This window comes from Arthrobacter sp. zg-Y179 (genome assembly GCF_020907345.1).
Classification (GTDB): Bacteria; Actinomycetota; Actinomycetes; order Actinomycetales; family Micrococcaceae; genus Arthrobacter_B; species Arthrobacter_B jinronghuae.
In genome coordinates this window covers 117,845-135,857 of record NZ_JAJJOB010000010.1, presented here as the reverse complement: position 1 = coordinate 135,857, position 18,013 = coordinate 117,845, and the positions used below count along the sequence as shown (strand labels likewise).

The 18,013-nt window shown below is 66.5% G+C and carries 14 protein-coding genes; 7 read left to right on the top strand and 7 right to left on the bottom strand.

Annotation, left to right across the window (positions count from 1 at the left end):
- Window positions 1-19: 19 nt before the first annotated feature.
- Window positions 20-562: a metallopeptidase family protein gene (locus LOC56_RS11845; RefSeq protein WP_229952462.1), complete on the bottom strand. Its 543-nt coding sequence runs from the start codon at window positions 560-562 to the stop codon at window positions 20-22.
- Between the two features lie 141 nt (window positions 563-703).
- On the opposite strand from LOC56_RS11845, the gene LOC56_RS11840 reads away from it, so the two are divergent.
- The 3 genes from LOC56_RS11840 to ahcY all read left to right on the top strand — a co-directional run bounded on the left by LOC56_RS11840 (window position 704) and on the right by ahcY (window position 2,872).
- Window positions 704-1,093, top strand: coding sequence for a DUF3499 domain-containing protein (locus LOC56_RS11840; RefSeq protein ID WP_229952461.1), 390 nt, complete (start codon window positions 704-706; stop codon window positions 1,091-1,093).
- Window positions 1,094-1,182: 89 nt separating this feature from the next.
- Complete coding sequence (locus LOC56_RS11835; protein ID WP_229952460.1) at window positions 1,183-1,368, top strand: Trm112 family protein; 186 nt, start codon at window positions 1,183-1,185, stop codon at window positions 1,366-1,368.
- 37 nt (window positions 1,369-1,405) lie between these two features.
- Window positions 1,406-2,872: an adenosylhomocysteinase gene (gene ahcY / locus LOC56_RS11830; protein WP_229952459.1), complete on the top strand. Its 1,467-nt coding sequence runs from the start codon at window positions 1,406-1,408 to the stop codon at window positions 2,870-2,872.
- Between the two features lie 350 nt (window positions 2,873-3,222).
- On the opposite strand, the gene LOC56_RS11825 is transcribed toward ahcY, so the two are convergent.
- The gene (locus LOC56_RS11825; RefSeq protein WP_229952458.1) at window positions 3,223-4,023 is read right to left on the bottom strand and encodes an RDD family protein; all 801 of its coding nucleotides are present in this window, start codon (window positions 4,021-4,023) and stop codon (window positions 3,223-3,225) included.
- A 54-nt stretch (window positions 4,024-4,077) separates the two neighbouring features.
- On the opposite strand from LOC56_RS11825, the gene LOC56_RS11820 reads away from it, so the two are divergent.
- Together LOC56_RS11820 and LOC56_RS16305 are read left to right on the top strand one after the other, a co-directional pair.
- Complete coding sequence (locus LOC56_RS11820; protein WP_229952457.1) at window positions 4,078-5,070, top strand: stage II sporulation protein M; 993 nt, start codon at window positions 4,078-4,080, stop codon at window positions 5,068-5,070.
- Between the two features lie 78 nt (window positions 5,071-5,148).
- A complete protein-coding gene (locus LOC56_RS16305) occupies window positions 5,149-6,885 on the top strand; it encodes a TIGR01906 family membrane protein (protein ID WP_331460940.1) in 1,737 nt (578 codons plus the stop codon).
- 72 nt (window positions 6,886-6,957) lie between these two features.
- Here LOC56_RS16305 and LOC56_RS11810 read toward each other — a convergent pair whose 3' ends face one another.
- Window positions 6,958-8,766: an AMP-dependent synthetase/ligase gene (locus tag LOC56_RS11810; RefSeq protein WP_229952456.1), complete on the bottom strand. Its 1,809-nt coding sequence runs from the start codon at window positions 8,764-8,766 to the stop codon at window positions 6,958-6,960.
- Window positions 8,767-8,810: 44 nt separating this feature from the next.
- Entirely contained in the window at window positions 8,811-10,283 is a 1,473-nt protein-coding gene (locus tag LOC56_RS11805; protein WP_229952782.1) for a dolichyl-phosphate-mannose--protein mannosyltransferase, read from the bottom strand.
- A gap of 229 nt (window positions 10,284-10,512) precedes the next feature.
- Between LOC56_RS11805 and rsmI the strand changes: the two genes are divergently transcribed.
- Window positions 10,513-11,382 (top strand): 16S rRNA (cytidine(1402)-2'-O)-methyltransferase, encoded by an 870-nt coding sequence (gene rsmI / locus LOC56_RS11800; RefSeq protein WP_331460949.1) that lies wholly within the window; start codon window positions 10,513-10,515, stop codon window positions 11,380-11,382.
- 170 nt (window positions 11,383-11,552) lie between these two features.
- Window positions 11,553-13,034 (top strand): NAD-dependent succinate-semialdehyde dehydrogenase, encoded by a 1,482-nt coding sequence (locus LOC56_RS11795; RefSeq protein ID WP_229952455.1) that lies wholly within the window; start codon window positions 11,553-11,555, stop codon window positions 13,032-13,034.
- A gap of 91 nt (window positions 13,035-13,125) precedes the next feature.
- Here LOC56_RS11795 and LOC56_RS11790 read toward each other — a convergent pair whose 3' ends face one another.
- The 3 genes from LOC56_RS11790 to LOC56_RS11780 form a co-directional block, all read right to left on the bottom strand.
- On the bottom strand, window positions 13,126-15,465 hold the full coding sequence (locus LOC56_RS11790; protein WP_229952454.1) for a transglutaminase family protein: 2,340 nt from the start codon (window positions 15,463-15,465) through the stop codon (window positions 13,126-13,128).
- Window positions 15,462-16,808, bottom strand: a complete 1,347-nt coding sequence (locus LOC56_RS11785) for a DUF58 domain-containing protein (RefSeq protein WP_229952453.1) — start codon at window positions 16,806-16,808, stop codon at window positions 15,462-15,464. Before LOC56_RS11785 ends, LOC56_RS11790 begins: the two co-directional genes overlap by 4 nt.
- 69 nt (window positions 16,809-16,877) lie before the next feature.
- Window positions 16,878-17,942 (bottom strand): AAA family ATPase, encoded by a 1,065-nt coding sequence (locus LOC56_RS11780; RefSeq protein ID WP_229952452.1) that lies wholly within the window; start codon window positions 17,940-17,942, stop codon window positions 16,878-16,880.
- Between the last annotated feature and the right edge of the window lie 71 nt (window positions 17,943-18,013).

Sequence of the window (18,013 nt, the reverse complement as noted above, 5' to 3'; positions counted from 1 at the left end):
TCCGCTAGAGGGACGGAACCTATAGGGGACGGAACCGGCCGTAGGCAGGATCAACGGTTTCCGGGTCCATTCCCATCAATATCGCCAGCTGCTCCACGATGACGTCATGGACCAATTCGCTGGCGGGCACCAGGGAGCGGGCAGCCGTTTCGACGGCATGCCGGTAGATGGTGATGACCGGCGGCCGGTTCGGTGCGGAAGCCGTCCCGGCGCCCAGCGGAATGGGTCCGCCGGAACGCGCCAGCTCCTCAAGCCCCGGAGGGATCTCCTCGACCACGAACTGGTAGGTCTGGATCCGTTCGCCCCAGAGCCGTTCCAGTCGTTGGGCTGATTCGAGTACCCACTCGTCGAAACGTTCCGCACGCGTGCGGGCACCGGCCAGATGCGGCGGGATCACATCTCCCCGCAGGCCGCGGCCGTGCCGGTTGCGCCGCCGCTGCCGGAAGGACCGGGCCGGCACGCCGGGGGAGGAGGCGGCTGCGGCACTTGACTCAACGGCACTTGACTCAACGGCACTTGACTCAACGTCGAGGCGCACCCGGAATGAAGATCCCATGGACATGTAAGAACTCTAACCGCTGCCCCCGGCCCCCGGGACCCCTTTTTTTCTTGTGCAACCGCCGGCGGCGCAGCGGGGCCCGGGGGACCGCGGTCCGGCGCGCCTGCGCGGGCACCGAGCAGGGAGCGGGTAAAGTGGTCGTCCGTGGAATCTTTACGCCAGTGCTCCCGGTCAGCCTGCCGCCAGCCGGCGGTAGCAACGCTGACCTACGTATACGCCGATTCCACTGCAGTGCTTGGCCCGCTGGCGACCTACGCCGAACCGCATTGTTACGATTTGTGTGCCGGCCACTCCGCCCGGCTTACCGCCCCGCTGGGATGGGAACTTGTCCGCCTGAACCTGGAGGGCCGGCCCCGGACTCCGAGCGGTGACGAACTCTCCGCTTTGGTGGATGCCGTACGCGAACAGGCCTCGAAGGCAACGGACGAGGACAGCACAGAGCCGCAGCGCAACGGAAAGCATGCCTTGGAACCACCGGCGGAAACCCCCGGGACGCGCCGGGCGCACCTGAAAGTGCTGCGCGAACAGAACTAGGCACCGCCCTGCGCCTGGCTTCCACGCGTTAGGCTTGGCTGTGATGCGCCGCCCACCGCGGCACCCGAATTCAAGGAAGTGCTGTATCAATGGCCAATCTGACAGCCGGACTCCTCGACGTCCTGCGTTGCCCCGTCACCGGATCCGTCCTCGTCCAGGACGGTGACGAACTCGTTTCGACCGTTCCCGACGCAGGCGGCAAACCGGTGCGGTACCGCGTGGAAGAAGGAATTCCCGTTCTGCTGAAGGCCGCCGCCACTCGGCAGGAGGGCTAACCGCCCGGACCCGCCGCGAACCTGTGAGGATTCCAGCGTGAGCATTGACTTCAAAGTAGCCGACCTTTCCCTCGCCGAAGCCGGACGCCACCAGATCCGCCTGGCCGAACACGAGATGCCGGGCTTGATGGCGCTGCGGCGCGAGTATGGTCCAAGCCAGCCGCTGGCAGGGGCCCGAATCGCCGGGTCCCTGCACATGACAGTGCAGACCGCCGTGCTGATCGAGACGCTGACGGCCTTGGGCGCTGAAGTCCGGTGGGCGTCCTGCAATATCTTCTCCACGCAGGACGAAGCGGCTGCTGCCGTGGTGGTGGGCGGGGGAACGGTGGCCGAACCCGCTGGCGTTCCCGTCTTCGCCTGGAAGAACGAGTCCCTCGAGGACTACTGGTGGACCGCCGAGCAGATCCTTACCTGGCCGGAAGGGTCCGGCGGCCCGAATATGATCCTTGACGACGGCGGCGACGCGACCCTCCTGCTGCACAAGGGCGTGGAGTTCGAAGCTGCGGGGTTCGTTCCGGAGAACCCCCAGGACGGTGATGAGGGCTACTCCTACGAGTTCACCGTAATCCTCGACCGGCTGCGCCGCAGCCTGGCCGAGCATCCGGGGAAGTGGACCGAAATCGCCAAGGGCATCCGGGGCGTCACGGAGGAAACCACCACCGGTGTGCTGCGCCTTTACCAGCTGGCGGCCGAAGGCAGGCTGCTGTTCCCGGCCATCAACGTCAACGACTCCGTCACCAAGTCCAAGTTCGACAACAAATACGGCATCCGGCACTCCCTCCCGGACGGTCTGAACCGTGCCACCGACACGCTGATCGGCGGCAAGGTTGCCGTGGTCTGCGGCTACGGTGACGTCGGCAAGGGAGCCGCGGAGGCACTTCGGGGGCAGGGCGCCCGGGTGATCGTCACGGAAATCGACCCGATCTGCGCGCTGCAGGCGGCGATGGACGGTTACCAGGTGGCGAAGCTGGAATCCGTGCTGGCGCAGGGCGACATCTTCATCACCACCACCGGCAACAAGGGCATCATCATGGCCAGCCACATGGCCGCCATGAAGCACCAGGCGATCGTCGGCAACGTCGGCCACTTCGACAATGAGATCGACATGGCTGGATTGGCCCGGGTTCCCGGAATCCGCAAGATTGAAATCAAGCCGCAGGTCCATGAATGGGTGTTCGATGAAGGCACCGACGCGCAGCGCAGCATCATAGTGCTCTCCGAAGGGCGGCTGCTCAACCTAGGCAACGCCACCGGCCACCCGTCCTTTGTAATGAGCAATTCCTTCGCGAACCAGACGATCGCGCAGATTGAGTTGTTCACCAGGCACGGCGACGGGACCTACGCCAACCAGGTCTACGTGCTGCCCAAGGTCCTGGACGAAAAGGTGGCCCGCCTGCACCTGTCCGCCCTCGGCGTCGAACTGACTGAGCTGACCAAGAGCCAAGCGGACTACCTTGGCGTTGACGTGGCCGGGCCTTTCAAGCCTGAGCATTACCGGTACTGACTCCGCCGGATGAGCCCGTTTGCTGTACTACCGGCGGTTGGGGCTGTCTGGTGGGCGTTGGGTGTACAGCTAATGGGGCTTTGGGCGCCGGATGAGCCCGTTAGCTGTACTACCGGCGGCCGGTCCCGCCGGATGAGCCCGTCAGCTGTACTACCAGCGGTCCAGGGCTATCAGTTGCGCGTTGGGTGTACAGCTAGTGGGGCGTTGGGCGGCGGATGAGCCCGTCAGCTGTACTACCAGCGGTCCAGGGCTATCAGTTGCGCGTTGGGTGTACAGCTAATGGGGCTTGGGGCGCTGGATAAGCCCGTCTTCTGTACTACCGGCGGCCGGTCCCGCCGGATAACCCGGGCTCAATCGGTGAACGGCATCCGGTGCAGCCGTTCGGCCAGGGCCCGGGACTGCCGCCGTTGGCGGTCCAGCCGGACGTAGTCGCGGTCCCGGCGCTCCGCGACGACCGCCCGGAGGTAGGTCTCCGGATGCGTGCCCGGCGGCGGCTGCGGCGAAACATGCGCAGTGGTTTCCGAGGCAAGTTCGGAGGCGAGCACCATTCTGGCCGTTCCGGTCATCCGTCCGCTCTGCGCGAGGAAGCGGGAGATGCGGCGGGCCAACCCGTCGGGCAGGCGGCCGATATCGGCCAGGTCCGCCCAGCCGGCAAGCTCCGGGGGCGCCGCCACCAGTTCCGGCAGCGGTGCCACCACCCGGTCGCGCAGGGCGTAGGTGCCGGCCATGAGGTCCCCGAGGCGCTTGGACTTGTCATTGAACAACGCCACCATGAGGGCCAGCGAACCGGCGAGCATGTAGATCTCCAGTACCGCAGTGAACGCCCGGATGAAGGCGTGCCGGAACCGCACCGAACCGCCGTCGTCGCGGACGATCCGCAGCCCCATGACCAGCCGGCCGAGCGACTTTCCCCGCGTCAGGGTTTCCACCGTCGCCGGGACCAACACAAACAGCAGCACCACAAGGCTCAGCGATAAAGCCTGCGCCAGGGCAGGGTCCGACGACGCGACGGCCTGAGCGACCAGCAGCAACAGGACGATAAACACGAGGACCTGGACAACGACGTCAATGAGGGCGCTGACTATTCGGGCGGCGAAGCCGGCAGGACGGAGTTCAAGGACCACCGCTTCGCCGGTAACAATGCTGCTCATTCGAGTCCTCCTGAAGTGATGAGGACCACTGTACCGACCCGTTAGGGTGTAACCGTGGACCTCGATGCCTTCACTGCCGTGCACAACGATGACTGGAAACGCCTCGACGAGCTGGCTGCCCGCCGCCGCCTAAGCGGCCCCGAAGCGGACGAACTGCTTCGGCTCTATCAACGTGCCTCCACCCATCTTTCCATCGTGCGCTCGGTGGCGCCGGAAGGAACGCTTTCCGCCTCCCTCTCCATGCGCCTGTCCCGTGCGCGCACCAGGTTCACCGGCAGCCGGTCCAACTTCATGGAGGACCTCGCGAACTTCTTCGTTTTCTCCCTCCCCGCAGCCTTTTACCGCGTACGCTGGCTCACCGTTGCAATAGGTGCAGTCTTCGTCCTGGTGGCCTGGCTGACCGGTTTCTGGGCCGTCAATACACCGGGCGTGCTGGCAGCAGTGGGGACGGACGAGGAGCTCCGCCGCTATGTCGAAGAGGATTTCGTCAACTACTACTCCGAAAACCCGGCGGCGTCGTTCTCCGGCATGGTCTGGACCAACAATGCCTGGATCGCCGTCCAAGCGGTTGCGTTCGGCATCACCGGCGTGTGGGTGCCCTGGATCCTTTACCAGAACGCCGTAAGCGTGGGGCTGTCCGCGGGCATGATGGCAGCGCACGGCCGCCTGGATGTGTTTTTCACCTACATCCTGCCGCACGGGTTCATGGAACTGACCGCCATTTTCATTGCCTCAGCCGCGGGGCTGCGGATTTTCTGGGCCTTCGTTGCACCCGGCCGGCGTTCCCGGATGACCTCTGTGGCGCAGGAGGGACGTTCCCTGATGACGGTTGCCCTTGGCCTGGTAGTGGTCCTGTTTATCTCGGGCCTGGTTGAGGGATTCGTTACACCCAGCCCGCTGCCGGCCTGGCTGCGCCTGACCATCGGGTTCGGAGTATTCGCGGCGTACTGGGCGTACACGCTCATCCTCGGCGGCAGGGCCTACCGGGCCGGCCACCGCGGTGACCTGTCCGCGCGCGACGCCGGGGTGCACCTGCGTACTGCCTAGCCGCGGGGTGGCGTGCGGTCCACCCGGTGCTGTCCCGGTAGGGTCGAGTGTAAGACCAGCGGAGAACAGTTTAGGGAAGTGAAAGAGGAAGCAGTGGCTAGCCAGGACGAAACCCCCACGCATCGATCGACGGCCGGAGGGGAGCCGCTCAACGGAACCGAGGCTTCAGTGCCGTCGCAGGGGAGTGCCCCCGACGGATCCGGCTCCCACGCCGCTACTGCCCCGGATCTCACCGGGACCAGTGAGCACGCCGACTGGGACGCCGAGTTCGACAACCTCACCGCCTCCGAGCGGGCCGATGCCGATGTGGAGGCTGCGGCAGATGAGGCGGGCGACGCACCCGTAGACGCCGAAGAACCGGACGTCGAGCGGACCCCGGAGTCGCCGGAGGGCGTCGAGGACCCGGAAGCGTCGAAGGACGCGACGGGCATCGAAGACGCGGAGGACGCTGAGGACGTCGACATCCGGGACGAGGCTGAGAGCCCGGCTGCATCCGAAAATCGTGGCGCAGCAGCAGCAACAGCAGCAACCGCCGGCGCCGGCGGAACCGTTCCGGGCGGGCACCCGAAGGTTGCCCAGCGCAGCCACCTTCCCATGCGCCGTGCCAGCACCCTGCCGGACCTGAGCGGCTATTCCTCCACCGACGATGCCGTGGACGCCGGCCCCGAGGACCGGAACGCCCCGGAAGAGGAAACGGCGGCAACCTCCGTGGAAACGTCTTCCGGCGCAGTGGAAGCAGGCGAAGACCGGCCGCATGCCGTGCCCTCCGGAGCCCATGAAGCCGGCCGCCATGAAGCCGACGTGCCAGGGGACTCCGAATCGGACTTCGAAACGGACTTCGAAACGACGCCGGACCGCGAAACGGAAACATCCGGCGCCGTCGACGGGCATGACGGCGCTGCGGCGGAGACCACCGAGTCCACACACACTGCCGTCACACCCGTCATCGCCCGCTCCGCCGAAACTGAGAGGGAGACGAAGAACGGGACGGAGTCAGTCCATGACTCGGCGGACCACGCTGACGACGTCGACCCCGCCCTGGCGGAAGCGCAGCGGCGCGCCCAGGAACGGGAGAAGGCGGCAGCAGGCAAGCCAGTCCTGGCCCGTGTCCTCCAGGTAATGATTGCCGTGTTCTTCCCGATCATGGTGCTGGCCGCCGCCATCCGTGCGGTCGCGACGCCCCTGTTCCTGTGGGTGGAGTACCACCGTCCCGGTTTCCCGGCAGACAGCTACGGCTTCTCCACCGATGACCGGATGACCTACGGTTCCTACGCCGTGGACTACCTGCTCAACTTCAGCGGTTCGCGGTATCTGGGGGACCTGGTCGGGGACGGCGGAGAACCGCTGTACCTGGACAGCGAAGTCAGCCACATGGCCGATGTTAAGACGGTGCTGACGGTGGCCTTCATCGCCGCGATGGTGATGGCGGTCCTGAGCCTCTTCGCCGCGCTGTATCTGCACCGCCGCAGCCCGGGCGGCATCCGCCGGTCGCTGTTCTCCGGGGCGGTGCTCACACTGGTACTGGTGGCGGCACTGGTGGTCCTCGCCGTTCTGGGCTGGGAACAGTTCTTCACCCAGCTGCATACGATCTTCTTCGCGAACGGAAACTGGACCTTCCGGCTGGACGACACCTTGATCCGGCTCTTCCCGGCCCAGTTCTGGATGGACGCCGGGATTACCATCGCCGCGCTGGTGCTGCTCACCTGCATCGTCGTGCTGGTTTGCTGCTGGCCCACCCGGGCACGCAGGGAACGCGTGCAGCAGGCCCGGGAAGACGCCCGACGCCGTTACGCAGAGTCCCTCGAAGCGCTCTAGGCCGGTGCCCGCAGCGTAAGCATAAAAATCCCCCGTACCGGTATCGGTACGGGGGATTTTTACTGCCGCTGCCTACTTGGCGTAGAGCTTGTCGACCTCGTCGGAGTAATCCGCAATCACTGCATTGCGGCGCAGCTTCAGCGTGGCCGTGAGATGGCCCGATTCCAGGGTGAAATCCTTGGGCAGCACGGTGAACTTGCGGATCTGTTCGGCCCGGGACACCGTTGCATTGGCGGCGTCGACCGACTCCTGCAGCAGCTGCTGCACCCGGGGATCCTCCGCGGCATCTCCGTCCGGGGCACCGTTTTCCCGGCTCCACGCGGCGAGGGCATCCTCGTCCAGGGTGATCAGGGCGGAAACGAACGGGCGGCCTTCGCCCACCACGATGGCCTGCGAGACCAGCCGGTTCTCGCGGATCTTTTCTTCCAGCGGTCCGGGGGCCACGTTCTTGCCGCCGGCCGTGACCAGCAGGTCCTTCTTGCGGCCGGTGATGCGCAGGAAACCGTCGTCGTCGAGAACGCCCACGTCGCCGGTCTTGAACCACTCGCCCTCGAAGGCCTCCGCAGTTGCTTCAGGATTGCGGTGGTAGCCCTTGAAGACCACGGCGCCGCGGACCAGGACCTCGCCGTCGTCGGCAATCCGGATGGTGGTGCCCGGCATGGGCAGTCCCACCGATCCCACCCGCGTGCGGGTTGCCTGGTTGACGCTCGCCGGGGCGGTGGTTTCGGTCAGGCCGTAGCCCTCCAGCACCGTGACGCCGCAGCCGCGGAAGAAGTGCGCGAGCATCGGGCTCAGCGCACTGGCACCGGAGATGGCGAATGCGGCGTTTCCGCCAAGGACCGCACGCACCTTCGGGTAGAAGAGCCGCTCAAAAAGCTTGTGCTTCATTGCCAGCGCCACCGACGGGCCGCGGCCGCCGCGGGCGGCCGAGTCCTGCGCTTCGGAGTAGGCAATGGCCGTGGCGGCGGCAGCCTCGAAGGCCTTGCCCTTGCCGGCGGCTTCGGCCGAAGCCTGGGCGCCGGTGTAGATCTTTTCGAAGATCCGCGGCACGGCCAGCAGGAAGGTCGGCTGGAAGGACTTGAGGTCCGACATCAGGTCGGAGGCACTGCGGGAATGGCCCACCTTGACGCCGGCATGCAGGCAGCCCACCTGGACTGCGCGGGCCAGCACATGTGCCAGCGGCAGGAACATCAGCGTGGTCGGCTTGGGGATCTTCAGCATTTCCGGCAGGACTTCAATGACGTTTACGCCGAAGAGGGCAAAGTTGCCGTGCGTGATTTCGCAGCCCTTGGGCCGGCCGGTGGTTCCGGAGGTGTACACCATCGACGCGGTGTCACTGAGGTTCGCGGTACTGCGGGCCGTTTCCAGCGTGTCGTCGCTGACACTGCTTCCTGCGGCGCTGAGGCCGGTGAACGTGTCGGCGCCGTCGCCGTCGTTCATCAGCCAGATGGAAAACTCCCCTTCAAGGGCGGAAGCGGCAGCAAGCACGACGTCGGCCTTGCGTGCGTCCTCCACGAACACGTGCCGGGCACCGGAATCCTTGAGGATCCACTCGACCTGGGAGGGGGAGGAGGTTTCATAGATCGGGATGGTGACGGCCCCGGCGAACCAGTTGGCCATATCCGCCACGGTCCACTCGTAGGAGGTCCGGGACATGACGGCAACGCTGTCTCCGGGACGGACACCGGATCCGATCAAGCCCTTGGCCAGCCGGGTAACTTCTGCGAGGAACTGCGCGGCGGTGATGTCTTCCCAGCTGCTGCCGTTCTTGACCGCGTACAGGACGCGGCCGGGGTCTTTTCGATGCATCTGGAGCAGGAGATCCGTAACATTCGAATCTTCGGGAAGGCTAACCAGGAGGTCAGTGGCGGACTCGCGCACTTATGACCCTCGCTTTCTGTGCGTTGAGCACATGGGTAATGAGACTAAATCCAGCTGGGCATCCACATACGCAGCCGCCAGCCAGAATACGGGATGGTTTCCGCTGTCCAGACCGGCAGGAAATATGCCGAGAGCGCCAGGACCCCCGCGACGAAGCAGCCGGTTACCAGGAGGCCGACCCGCCGGCGCTGCGGACTGTCCGACGGCCGGCCGAGGATCAGGCCCAGGACATACACCAGGGCGAGGATCAGGAACGGTTCAAAGGACACCGCATAGAAGAAGAAAGTTGTCCGTTCAGGATAGGCGAACCACGGAAGGTATCCAGCCGCCACTCCGGACAGTACGGCACCGGCCCGCCAGTCCCGCCGGCCGGCCCAATAGAAGAGCACCACCAGCAGCGACAGGGCGGCAGCCCACCAGATCAGGGGATTGCCAACGGAGGTGACCGCAGTGGAGCAGCTCACCACGGCGCAGCCGGCCTCTCCTTCGGCAGAGGACTCGTAGAAGAACGAAGTGGGGCGGCCCATGAACAGCCAGGTCCAGGCGTTGGAGGAGTAGCTGTGCTCCGAACTGAGTCCGTTGTGGAAGGCGTAGGCACTGCGGTGGTACTCGGCCAGGGAGCGCACCGGAGCAGGCAGCCAGCTCCAGCCTTCGTCAGGGTTCTCCCGGGCCCACTGCCGGTTATACGCGTCATCGGAAAACAGCCACCCGCTCCAGCTGGCAGCATAGGTGATCAACGCGGTGGGGATGATGGTGAGGAACGCTGGAATGCCGTCCCGGAACAGGGCACTTTCCCACCGGTGAACTCCCGCCACCCGCCGGGCACTGACATCCCAGAGGACAGTCATGAGCCCGAACACGGCAACGAAGGCCAGGGCTGACCACTTGGTGCCTACGGCGAGGCCGAGGCAGACGCCGGCGACGATCCGCCACGGACGCCAGAGCAGCCACGGCCCGTACAGCAATGCCCCGCCGCCCGGGTCCCCGCCGCCGGCCGTGCGTGAGAGGGCACGTGCCAGCCGCAGCCGGCCGTCCCTTCGGTCCAACAGGAGCGCACCGAACGCGGCCACAACCCAGAACGTCAGGAAGACATCCAGCAGGGAGGTGCGGGAGTGGACCAGATGGTGTCCGTCCACGGCCAGGAACAACCCGGCCAGGGCACCGAGAGCCGGCGAGGAGAACAACCGTGCGGCGATGAGTCCCAGGAGCAGGACCGTGAGGGCGCCGGTCAGCGCGGCGCCGAAGCGCCAGCCGAAGGAATTATCCGAGCCGAAAAGTGCCATCCCGAAAGCGATCATCCATTTGCCAACGGGCGGATGCACCACATATTCGGGCTCATCAAGCAGGACCTGGGGCTGGCCCGCAGTGAAGGACTCGTTTGCATCTTCCGGCCAGGCACGTTCATAGCCGGACTGCAGCAGCGAGTAGGCGTCCTTGACGTAGTAGGTTTCGTCAAAAACCAGGGATCCCGGCTCACCCAGGCGGGTGAAGCGCAGCACACCGCCCAGTACCGCCATCAGCAGCGGCAGGATCCATCCGGCCGCTCCCAGCGGAACCAAGGTGCTGCCCAGCAGGCGGTTCCGCAGGGCATCGAAGGTGAACGCATGCTGTGGGGACTCGACCGGGGCCGGCGCCGCGCGGCGGGTCGTCGAGGTGCCGGAGAGACTCACGCGCACCACTCTATAGCCTGTCGCGTAGGGTTAGAGTGTGGACTCGAGCAAGGTAACAGGCAGCAAGACAGGCACGATAACGGCAGGCACCGCACACAGCGACGCCGCAGGGCCGGGACAGATTGTCCTGGCGGCTACGCCCATCGGCAACATGGGCGACGCAACCAACCGGCTGATCGGATTGCTGGAAAGCGCCGACATCATTGCCGCGGAGGACACCCGGCGTCTGCACCGGTTGGTAAGCGCCCTCGGCATCACCACGCGGGGCCGGATCATCAGCTACCACGAACACAACGAAGCTTCCCGCACTGCGGATCTGCTGGAGATGGTCCGCGGCGGCGCCACCCTCCTGATGGTGACGGATGCCGGCATGCCCGCCGTATCCGATCCCGGCTTCCGCCTGGTGGAGGCTGCGGCCGCCGAAGGGCTGACCGTCACCGCCGCCCCCGGACCCTCTGCGGTGCTGACCGCGCTGGCCCTTTCCGGCCTGCCGACGGACCGCTTCTGCTTCGAAGGCTTCTTGCCCCGGAAGCCCGGGGAACGCAGCAGCCGGCTCGCGAAGCTGGCCGGCGAGCAACGGACCATGGTGTTCTTCGAGGCCCCGCACCGCCTCGAACCCATGCTGCGTGCACTGGATGCCGCGTTCGGCGGGGACCGCCGCGCCGCCGTCGCCCGCGAGCTCACCAAGCTGCATGAACAGGTACTGCGCGGGCCCCTGCGTGAGCTGCTGGAATGGGCGGAAGCAGGGGACGTGCGCGGGGAAATCGCCGTGGTGGTGGAAGGTGCACCGGACGCCGCACCGGAACAGGCAGCGGACCACGTGGCCGCCGTAAATTCCCTGGTGGAGCAGGGCATCCGGCTCAAAGACGCAGTGGCTGCCGTGGCCGAGGACGCACGGATCAGCAAGCGCGAACTGTACTCGGCGGTATTGGAAGCGCGCAGCTAAGCCTGCGGACGACCGGCAGCACCACGCCGGACGCTGGGCAGATGCACAGTAGTTCCCGCAGAAGGTAGTGCATACCCGCATTTACAGGCAGTGCCGCCGAAGCCTACGGTTTAGGAGAGACCGCGGGCACGCCGCCCGCGGTGGATCCGATCATTTTGGAGGCATTCCCTATGGGCATTCCCGCAGACCGTGAAGCCGAACTTCTGGCACAGGTCCCCACCGGCCTGTTGATTGACGGCCAGTGGCGGGAGGCGTCCGGCGGCCGCACGTTCGACGTCGAAGATCCCGCCACCGGCAAGGTGCTGATGAGCATTGCCGATGCCTCCACCGAAGACGGTGCGCTCGCGATGGACGCCGCCGCAGCCGCACAGGATGGCTGGGCGCGGACGGCACCCCGTGAACGCGGGGAAATTCTGCGCCGTGCCTTTGAGCTGGTGACGGAACGCGCCGAGGACTTCGCCCTGCTGATGACGCTGGAAATGGGTAAACCGCTGGCTGAAGCCCGCGGCGAGGTGGTGTACGGCGCGGAGTTCCTGCGCTGGTTCTCCGAGGAAGCCGTCCGGGTTTCCGGACGCTACAGCACCTCCCCGGACGGTAAATCCCGGATGCTGGTGAACAAGAAGCCGGTGGGGCCGTGCCTGCTGATCACGCCCTGGAACTTCCCGCTGGCCATGGCAACCCGCAAGATCGCGCCCGCCGTGGCGGCCGGCTGCACCATGGTGCTCAAGCCCGCCAAGCTGACCCCCCTGACCTCCCAGCTCTTCGCGTCCGTCATGATGGAAGCCGGGCTGCCTGCCGGGGTCCTGAACGTTGTCTCCACTACTTCTGCCGGCGACGTCACCGGGCCCATCCTCAAGGATTCCCGTTTGCGGAAGGTCTCCTTCACCGGGTCCACGCCCGTAGGCCAGGGCTTGATCCGGGATGCTGCCGAAAACGTTCTGCGCACCTCCATGGAGCTCGGCGGCAACGCACCCTTCATTGTTTTCGAGGACGCAGACCTGGACAAAGCCGTGGACGGCGCCATGACCGCCAAGCTGCGGAACATGGGCGAGGCCTGCACTGCGGCCAACCGCTTCATCGTCCAGGACTCGGTCGCGGAAGAGTTCGCAGAAAAGTTCGCGGCACGAGTGGGTGCCATGACTACCGGCCGGGGCACCGAAGACGACACCAAGATCGGGCCGCTGATTGACGCCAAGTCACGGGACAAGGTGCACGCACTCGTCAGCGAAGCGGTCGACGGCGGCGCGGTGGCACTGGTCGGCGGCGAACCCGTGGACGGCCCGGGCTACTTCTACCGGCCCACCGTCCTGAAGAACGTTGCCCCGGACGCCCGGATCCTGAAGGAAGAGATCTTTGGCCCGGTGGCACCGATCGTTACTTTCTCCACTGAAGACGAAGCCGTCGCGCTGGCCAACAACACCGAATACGGACTGGTGTCCTACGTCTTCACCCGGGACTTGAACCGCGGACTGCGGATCGGCGAAAAGCTGGAATCCGGCATGCTGGGACTCAACGCCGGCGTGGTGTCCAACGCCGCTGCACCGTTTGGCGGCGTCAAGCAGTCCGGGCTGGGCCGCGAGGGCGGCGCCGAAGGCATCGAGGAGTACCTTTACACGCAGTACATCGGGATCGCCGACCTCTACGCCGGGTAGGTAACCGGCGTAGAAGAAACCCAGTGACGCCCCCGGCATCACTGGGTTTCTTTTTTGCCGCTTCCGGGCAGGCGGGTGCGTGCCAGGGTGCTCAGTCGTGCCGAAACCGCATAGCCAGCGACGGCGGGAGGAACCGCGCGTGCAGCCGCTCGAACAGGCTGGTGCCGCTCCGCAGTTCCTGCTGCACCGTTTCAAGGTCCGCCCACGTCGGTGCGGCTCTCCGTCCGCCGCGGCCCGCCCCGGCGTAAGCCTCTTCCTCGAACGAGACACGGATGCGGGCCAGCGCCTCCTCAGCCTGCGGGGAGAAACCGGCTTCGGCAGCGAGCCGGCGGGCGTAGGTCCGGGGAGTGTCGGATGTCCGGCCGGGATACCCGTAATCGATCCCCAGATCCGCTATTTCGTCCCAGACCGGACCCGAACGGGTGCCGTCGGCGGCAGCCTTCCGCCTTCGAGCCGCACGGCGTCGCCGCATCGCCCAGGGCATCAGCACGGCAGCCGCGGCCGCCAGCGTTCCAAGCAGGGCAGCCAGCCACGCCGTTGTGCCCGCATCGGATTCGAGCACGGTTTCCGGTGCCAGCGGAGTTTCCTGCTGCGGGACGGCCGGCGCCGTCGCGAGCGCGTCAGGGACCCGGGGATCGTCGTCGTCGGAAATAGCGGTACTCCCGGGCGTCCGCTGCTGCTGGGCGTAGGCAGGCACCGATCCGCGGGAAGGGGTGGGCTCGAAACGGACCCAGCCGGCACCTTCGAAGTACAGCTCGGGCCACGCATGGGCGTCCGTGGAATCGACAACGAACTCACGCAGCGGTTCTCCGCCGGGCCCGGTCCCGTCCGGGGCCTCGCCGGTGCCCTCGCCAGGTGCGTATCCCAGAGCCATCCGGCTGGGGATGCCCTCCTGGCGGGCCATCACGGCCATGGCCGCGGCGAAATGCACGCAGTAACCGGCCTTGCGTTCGAGGAACTCGGACAGGACGGAAATCCCGTTCCCGTCATAGCCGCCCTCCACCGGTGCCTGAAGCGAATAGGAGAACTGCGGCCCGCGCAGATAACTCTGGATAGCCATGGCCTTGGCATACGGTGTGGCGGCATCCCCGACGGCGTCCGCGGCGGCATCCCGGATGTTTCCGGGGAGGTCTGCGGGCAGGTCCGTAAACACGGGGTCCAGACTTGTGCTGTCGGCCGCCGGAATTGCAGCCAGCTGCTCCGGTGTGAACTCGGCTGCGACACTCAGCACCTGGTAGTCCTGCCGGGCTGCGTCGTTGGAATCGCCCTCCAGTACGGTCATGGTCTTGGGATCCCAGGACCAGCTTCCTTCGGCACCGGTAATGCCCAGCGGATAGTAGGGGGCCAACAGCCAAGGACTCGAATAGGCGTCGGAGCTGATCCGCGTTACCACTGTCTCGGCCCCGCTTCCCCTCGGCAGCGGGTAGGTGCCTCCCGACATGGTTGCCACGCCCTCCCGACGTTCCTCCTCGCGCACATTTGGAGCCCAGCGGCTCCCGGAAAAGTCCTCCAAGGTAGTGGAGCGGAGATACACGGGTTCAACCGACGAGGTTGCGTAGGTAATCCGTCCGGCGGACTGGGGCTGGCGCAGGTCATTGCCCAAGGTGACTATGGGATTCAGCCCGGTGCTGCCGGAGAAGAAATTGAATCTGGTGCCTTCCGGGAAGGCACCGCCGTTGAATCCCGGCAGCACCGGAGGCAGCAGGAGTGCCAACGCCAGGGCAGATGCCGAAACTGCGGTTCCGCGTACCAGCCAGGTCCGCGGGGTAACGGATTCGTGCTGTTCCCTGCGTGCACCGACCGCAAGCAGCAACAGGTATCCGACCGCAGCGAGGGAGAAATATCCTGCTCCCAGGCTCTCGGGTTTCAGCACTGCAGGGATCATCAGCACGGCGAACAGGCCCAGCCCGGCCGTTGCCGGCATTCGCAGCGTGGCCGCCAGGGTATCCGTCAGGACGGCTACCAGTCCGATTCCCGCACAGCACAGGAACAGGATGCCGGGCAATGGCTGCACGGGGGTGACTTCGGTAAGGACGACCATCCGCGCCTCGGATAACAGCGCATCCGCACGGGCAAGGGTCCCCGGCCCGGGCAGGAACCCCAGGAACGACGCCGATGAAGCAAACAGCCACGTCAGGGTGCACGCCAGGACAGCCATTCCCACCACTGGAACCAGAGGTTGCGGCATCCTCAGCCGCCGCGCACCTGCGGTGGCCGCCAGCGGGACGAGAACGGCGAAGAAAAGCGGCGGCAGCCAGGACCAGCCCTCGATGACCCCGTGCACGCTGAGCGAACAAAGCAGGACCGCCAACGCTCCTGCCCCGGCTACCGCCAGGTTGGCCGGTTGGCGGTCGCCCGCGGGCGCCGGTTCCGTGCCCTGCAGGTGGCCGGACGCCGGCGCGGCCTCCGGGCGGCTAAGCAGGGCGCTCATACCCGTCCCCCGGCGGCGTGCACGCCCTGCGGGTCATGGTCCAGGAGGGACCAGGCCGCGGGTACCGGAGTTGCCGGTGTTACGGCCACGGCAGTCCACCCGGCCTCCCGCAGGATTTTCAGTACGGGACGCAGAGCGGCGGGCCGGTCGGTGACCAGCAGCACCAGCGGCTGGCGGGCATACCGGGCAGCCGGAGCCAGCGTATGTGCCTGAGCAACGTCGATCCGGCCGGCGACAACGAGGAGGGGACCGGGCGCTTGGCCGGACCCGTCCAGCGCGGCAAAGGGGGCGGCAGCATCGGCGCCACGGGGAGGCCCGGCCTGCGACGGCGGCAGAGATTCCAGGCCCAGGGCGGCCAATCCTTCGGCGAGGTTCTGTACCCCGTCGGACCCGCGGAAACCGGTCTCGCTGCCGTCTACGGCAGACGGGGAACGGGCCAGCCCGGGCCGGGAGAGCTCATCGGTAAAGCGCACGCCGTAGCCGGACTCGGCGAAGAAAACGGCACACGAGACAACCGCCGAAACTGCCCATTCGAAAGTTTCCGAGGTCAGCAGCTCCCCGTTCCCGGGATTCAGCGGCGATCCGTCATCGTAGGAGGCCAGGCGCTGGTCCAGCACGATGGAAGCGGTTGGAGCCGTCACGGGTTCCTCCTGCCGGACCATCAACTCCCCGTGCCTGGCCGTGGCCGGCCAGTGCACCCGGCGCATAGGGTCGCCGTGGCGGTACTCGCGGGTGGAAGCATCATCCTCGCTGGGTGTTCCGCGGCGCCTGCTCGGCGCGCTGCCGTCGGTGCCCAGGGCGCCGAACAACGACGACGGCGGAAACTCAAGCGGGGCCGGCGCCACTGCCAGCCGGTCGGTTCCGCCCAGCGTGTGCACCGTCCGCGCCAGGCCCAGGGGATCCACGAACTCTGCGGTTACGGGCCCGATGGCATAGAGGCCGCGGCGGCTCGACCGCAGGCGGTACTCATAGGTGCTGGATCCGTCCTCCGCCGCATATCCGGACGGAAACCGGAACACGGGGCTGGGGCCGAAACGGAACGGCAGGCCCTCGCGCATGAGTGCTCCCGACGCAGGCGTTCCCCGGCTGAGCACCCGCAGCGATACCGTGGCGGCCGTGCCCGTTTCCACCAGCGGGGGAGAGAAGGTCCGCTCGACCTCAAAGCCCGGTTTGAACAGGCGCAGCAGCGCTGCGGCCAGGACCGGCAGCCCGATCAGCAGGACCGCGAGCGCCAGTAGGTCCCGGCGGCCCAGGCTAACTGCGCCAAGGAGCGCCACCGCCCCGGCGCACACCAGGCCCCAGCCGCGCGGGGTGAAAAACCTCGTAACGGATGAGGTGTCCATGGGAGCCTTTCGCTCGGCGGTGCGGACTCGGTGCGTCGGAAGCCGGCGCGGGGAAACCGTTCGGTGCAGCTAGCGGTGCAGCCGCTGAGGAGTACCGGCGGACCGGGGAACCGGCACGGCCGCAATCACGGAAGCAATAACGCTCGTGGCGCTGATCCCGGCTCCGGCGGCCTTGCGCTGCAACAGGAGCCGGTGCGCGAGGACGGGATCCGCCAGCCTCGTCACGTCATCAGGCAGCACGAAATCCCGGCCTTCGAGCGCCGCGTAGGCCTTGGCCGCACGGAGCAGCTGCAGGAGGGCACGGGGGCTGGCGCCCAGCCGGAGATCCGGGTGTTCGCGGGTGGCCCGGCCCAGGGAAACCGTGTACTCCTTGACGGCGTCGGAAACGTAGATGTCGCGGACCCTGGCGATCATGGCCGAGGCCTCCCGTATTCCCACCACCGGGGTAACGCTTTCCAACGGTGAACCGGACTGATGGTTTTCAAGCATTTCCACTTCGGAACGCGCATCGGGGTAGCCCAGGGAGAGCCGGGCCATGAACCTGTCCCGCTGGGCCTCCGGCAGGGGATAGGTTCCCTCCATCTCGATGGGATTCTGCGTGGCAACCACCATGAAGGGCGCCGAGAGCCGGTGAGTGCCGCCGTCGACGGTCACCTGGTGTTCCTCCATGCACTCCAGCAGGGCAGACTGGGTCTTTGCGGAAGCCCGGTTGATTTCATCCGCGATCACCAGGTTGGCAAACACCGGACCCTGGCGGAATTCGAACCGGTGGCTGTCCTGGTTATAGATGGACACCCCGGTGACATCCGAGGGAAGCAGATCCGGGGTGAACTGGATGCGGCTGACCGTGCAGTCTATGGTCCGGGCCAGTGTCTTTGCGAGCATCGTCTTGCCGACCCCGGGAACGTCTTCAAGCAGCACATGCCCCTCGGCAAGCAGGACCGTCAGCACCAGCCGGGCCGCGTCCTCCTTGCCGTCAATCACCGTATTCACGGCGGCCAGGATCCCTTCCGCCGCAGCGGAGAAGGACTCGGCGTCGGCCACGGCGGGAGAGGATTGAAGGGTCGCGGCTGATGGCCGGGAAGGAAAGCCGGTAACGGACGCTCCGGCGGCAGAGGGGATCGGAGCGTCCATGGACACCTTCCATACTCGGCGGTTGCAGCTGCAGCATACGGACCGCACCTGCGGGAACACGGCAGGCGGAG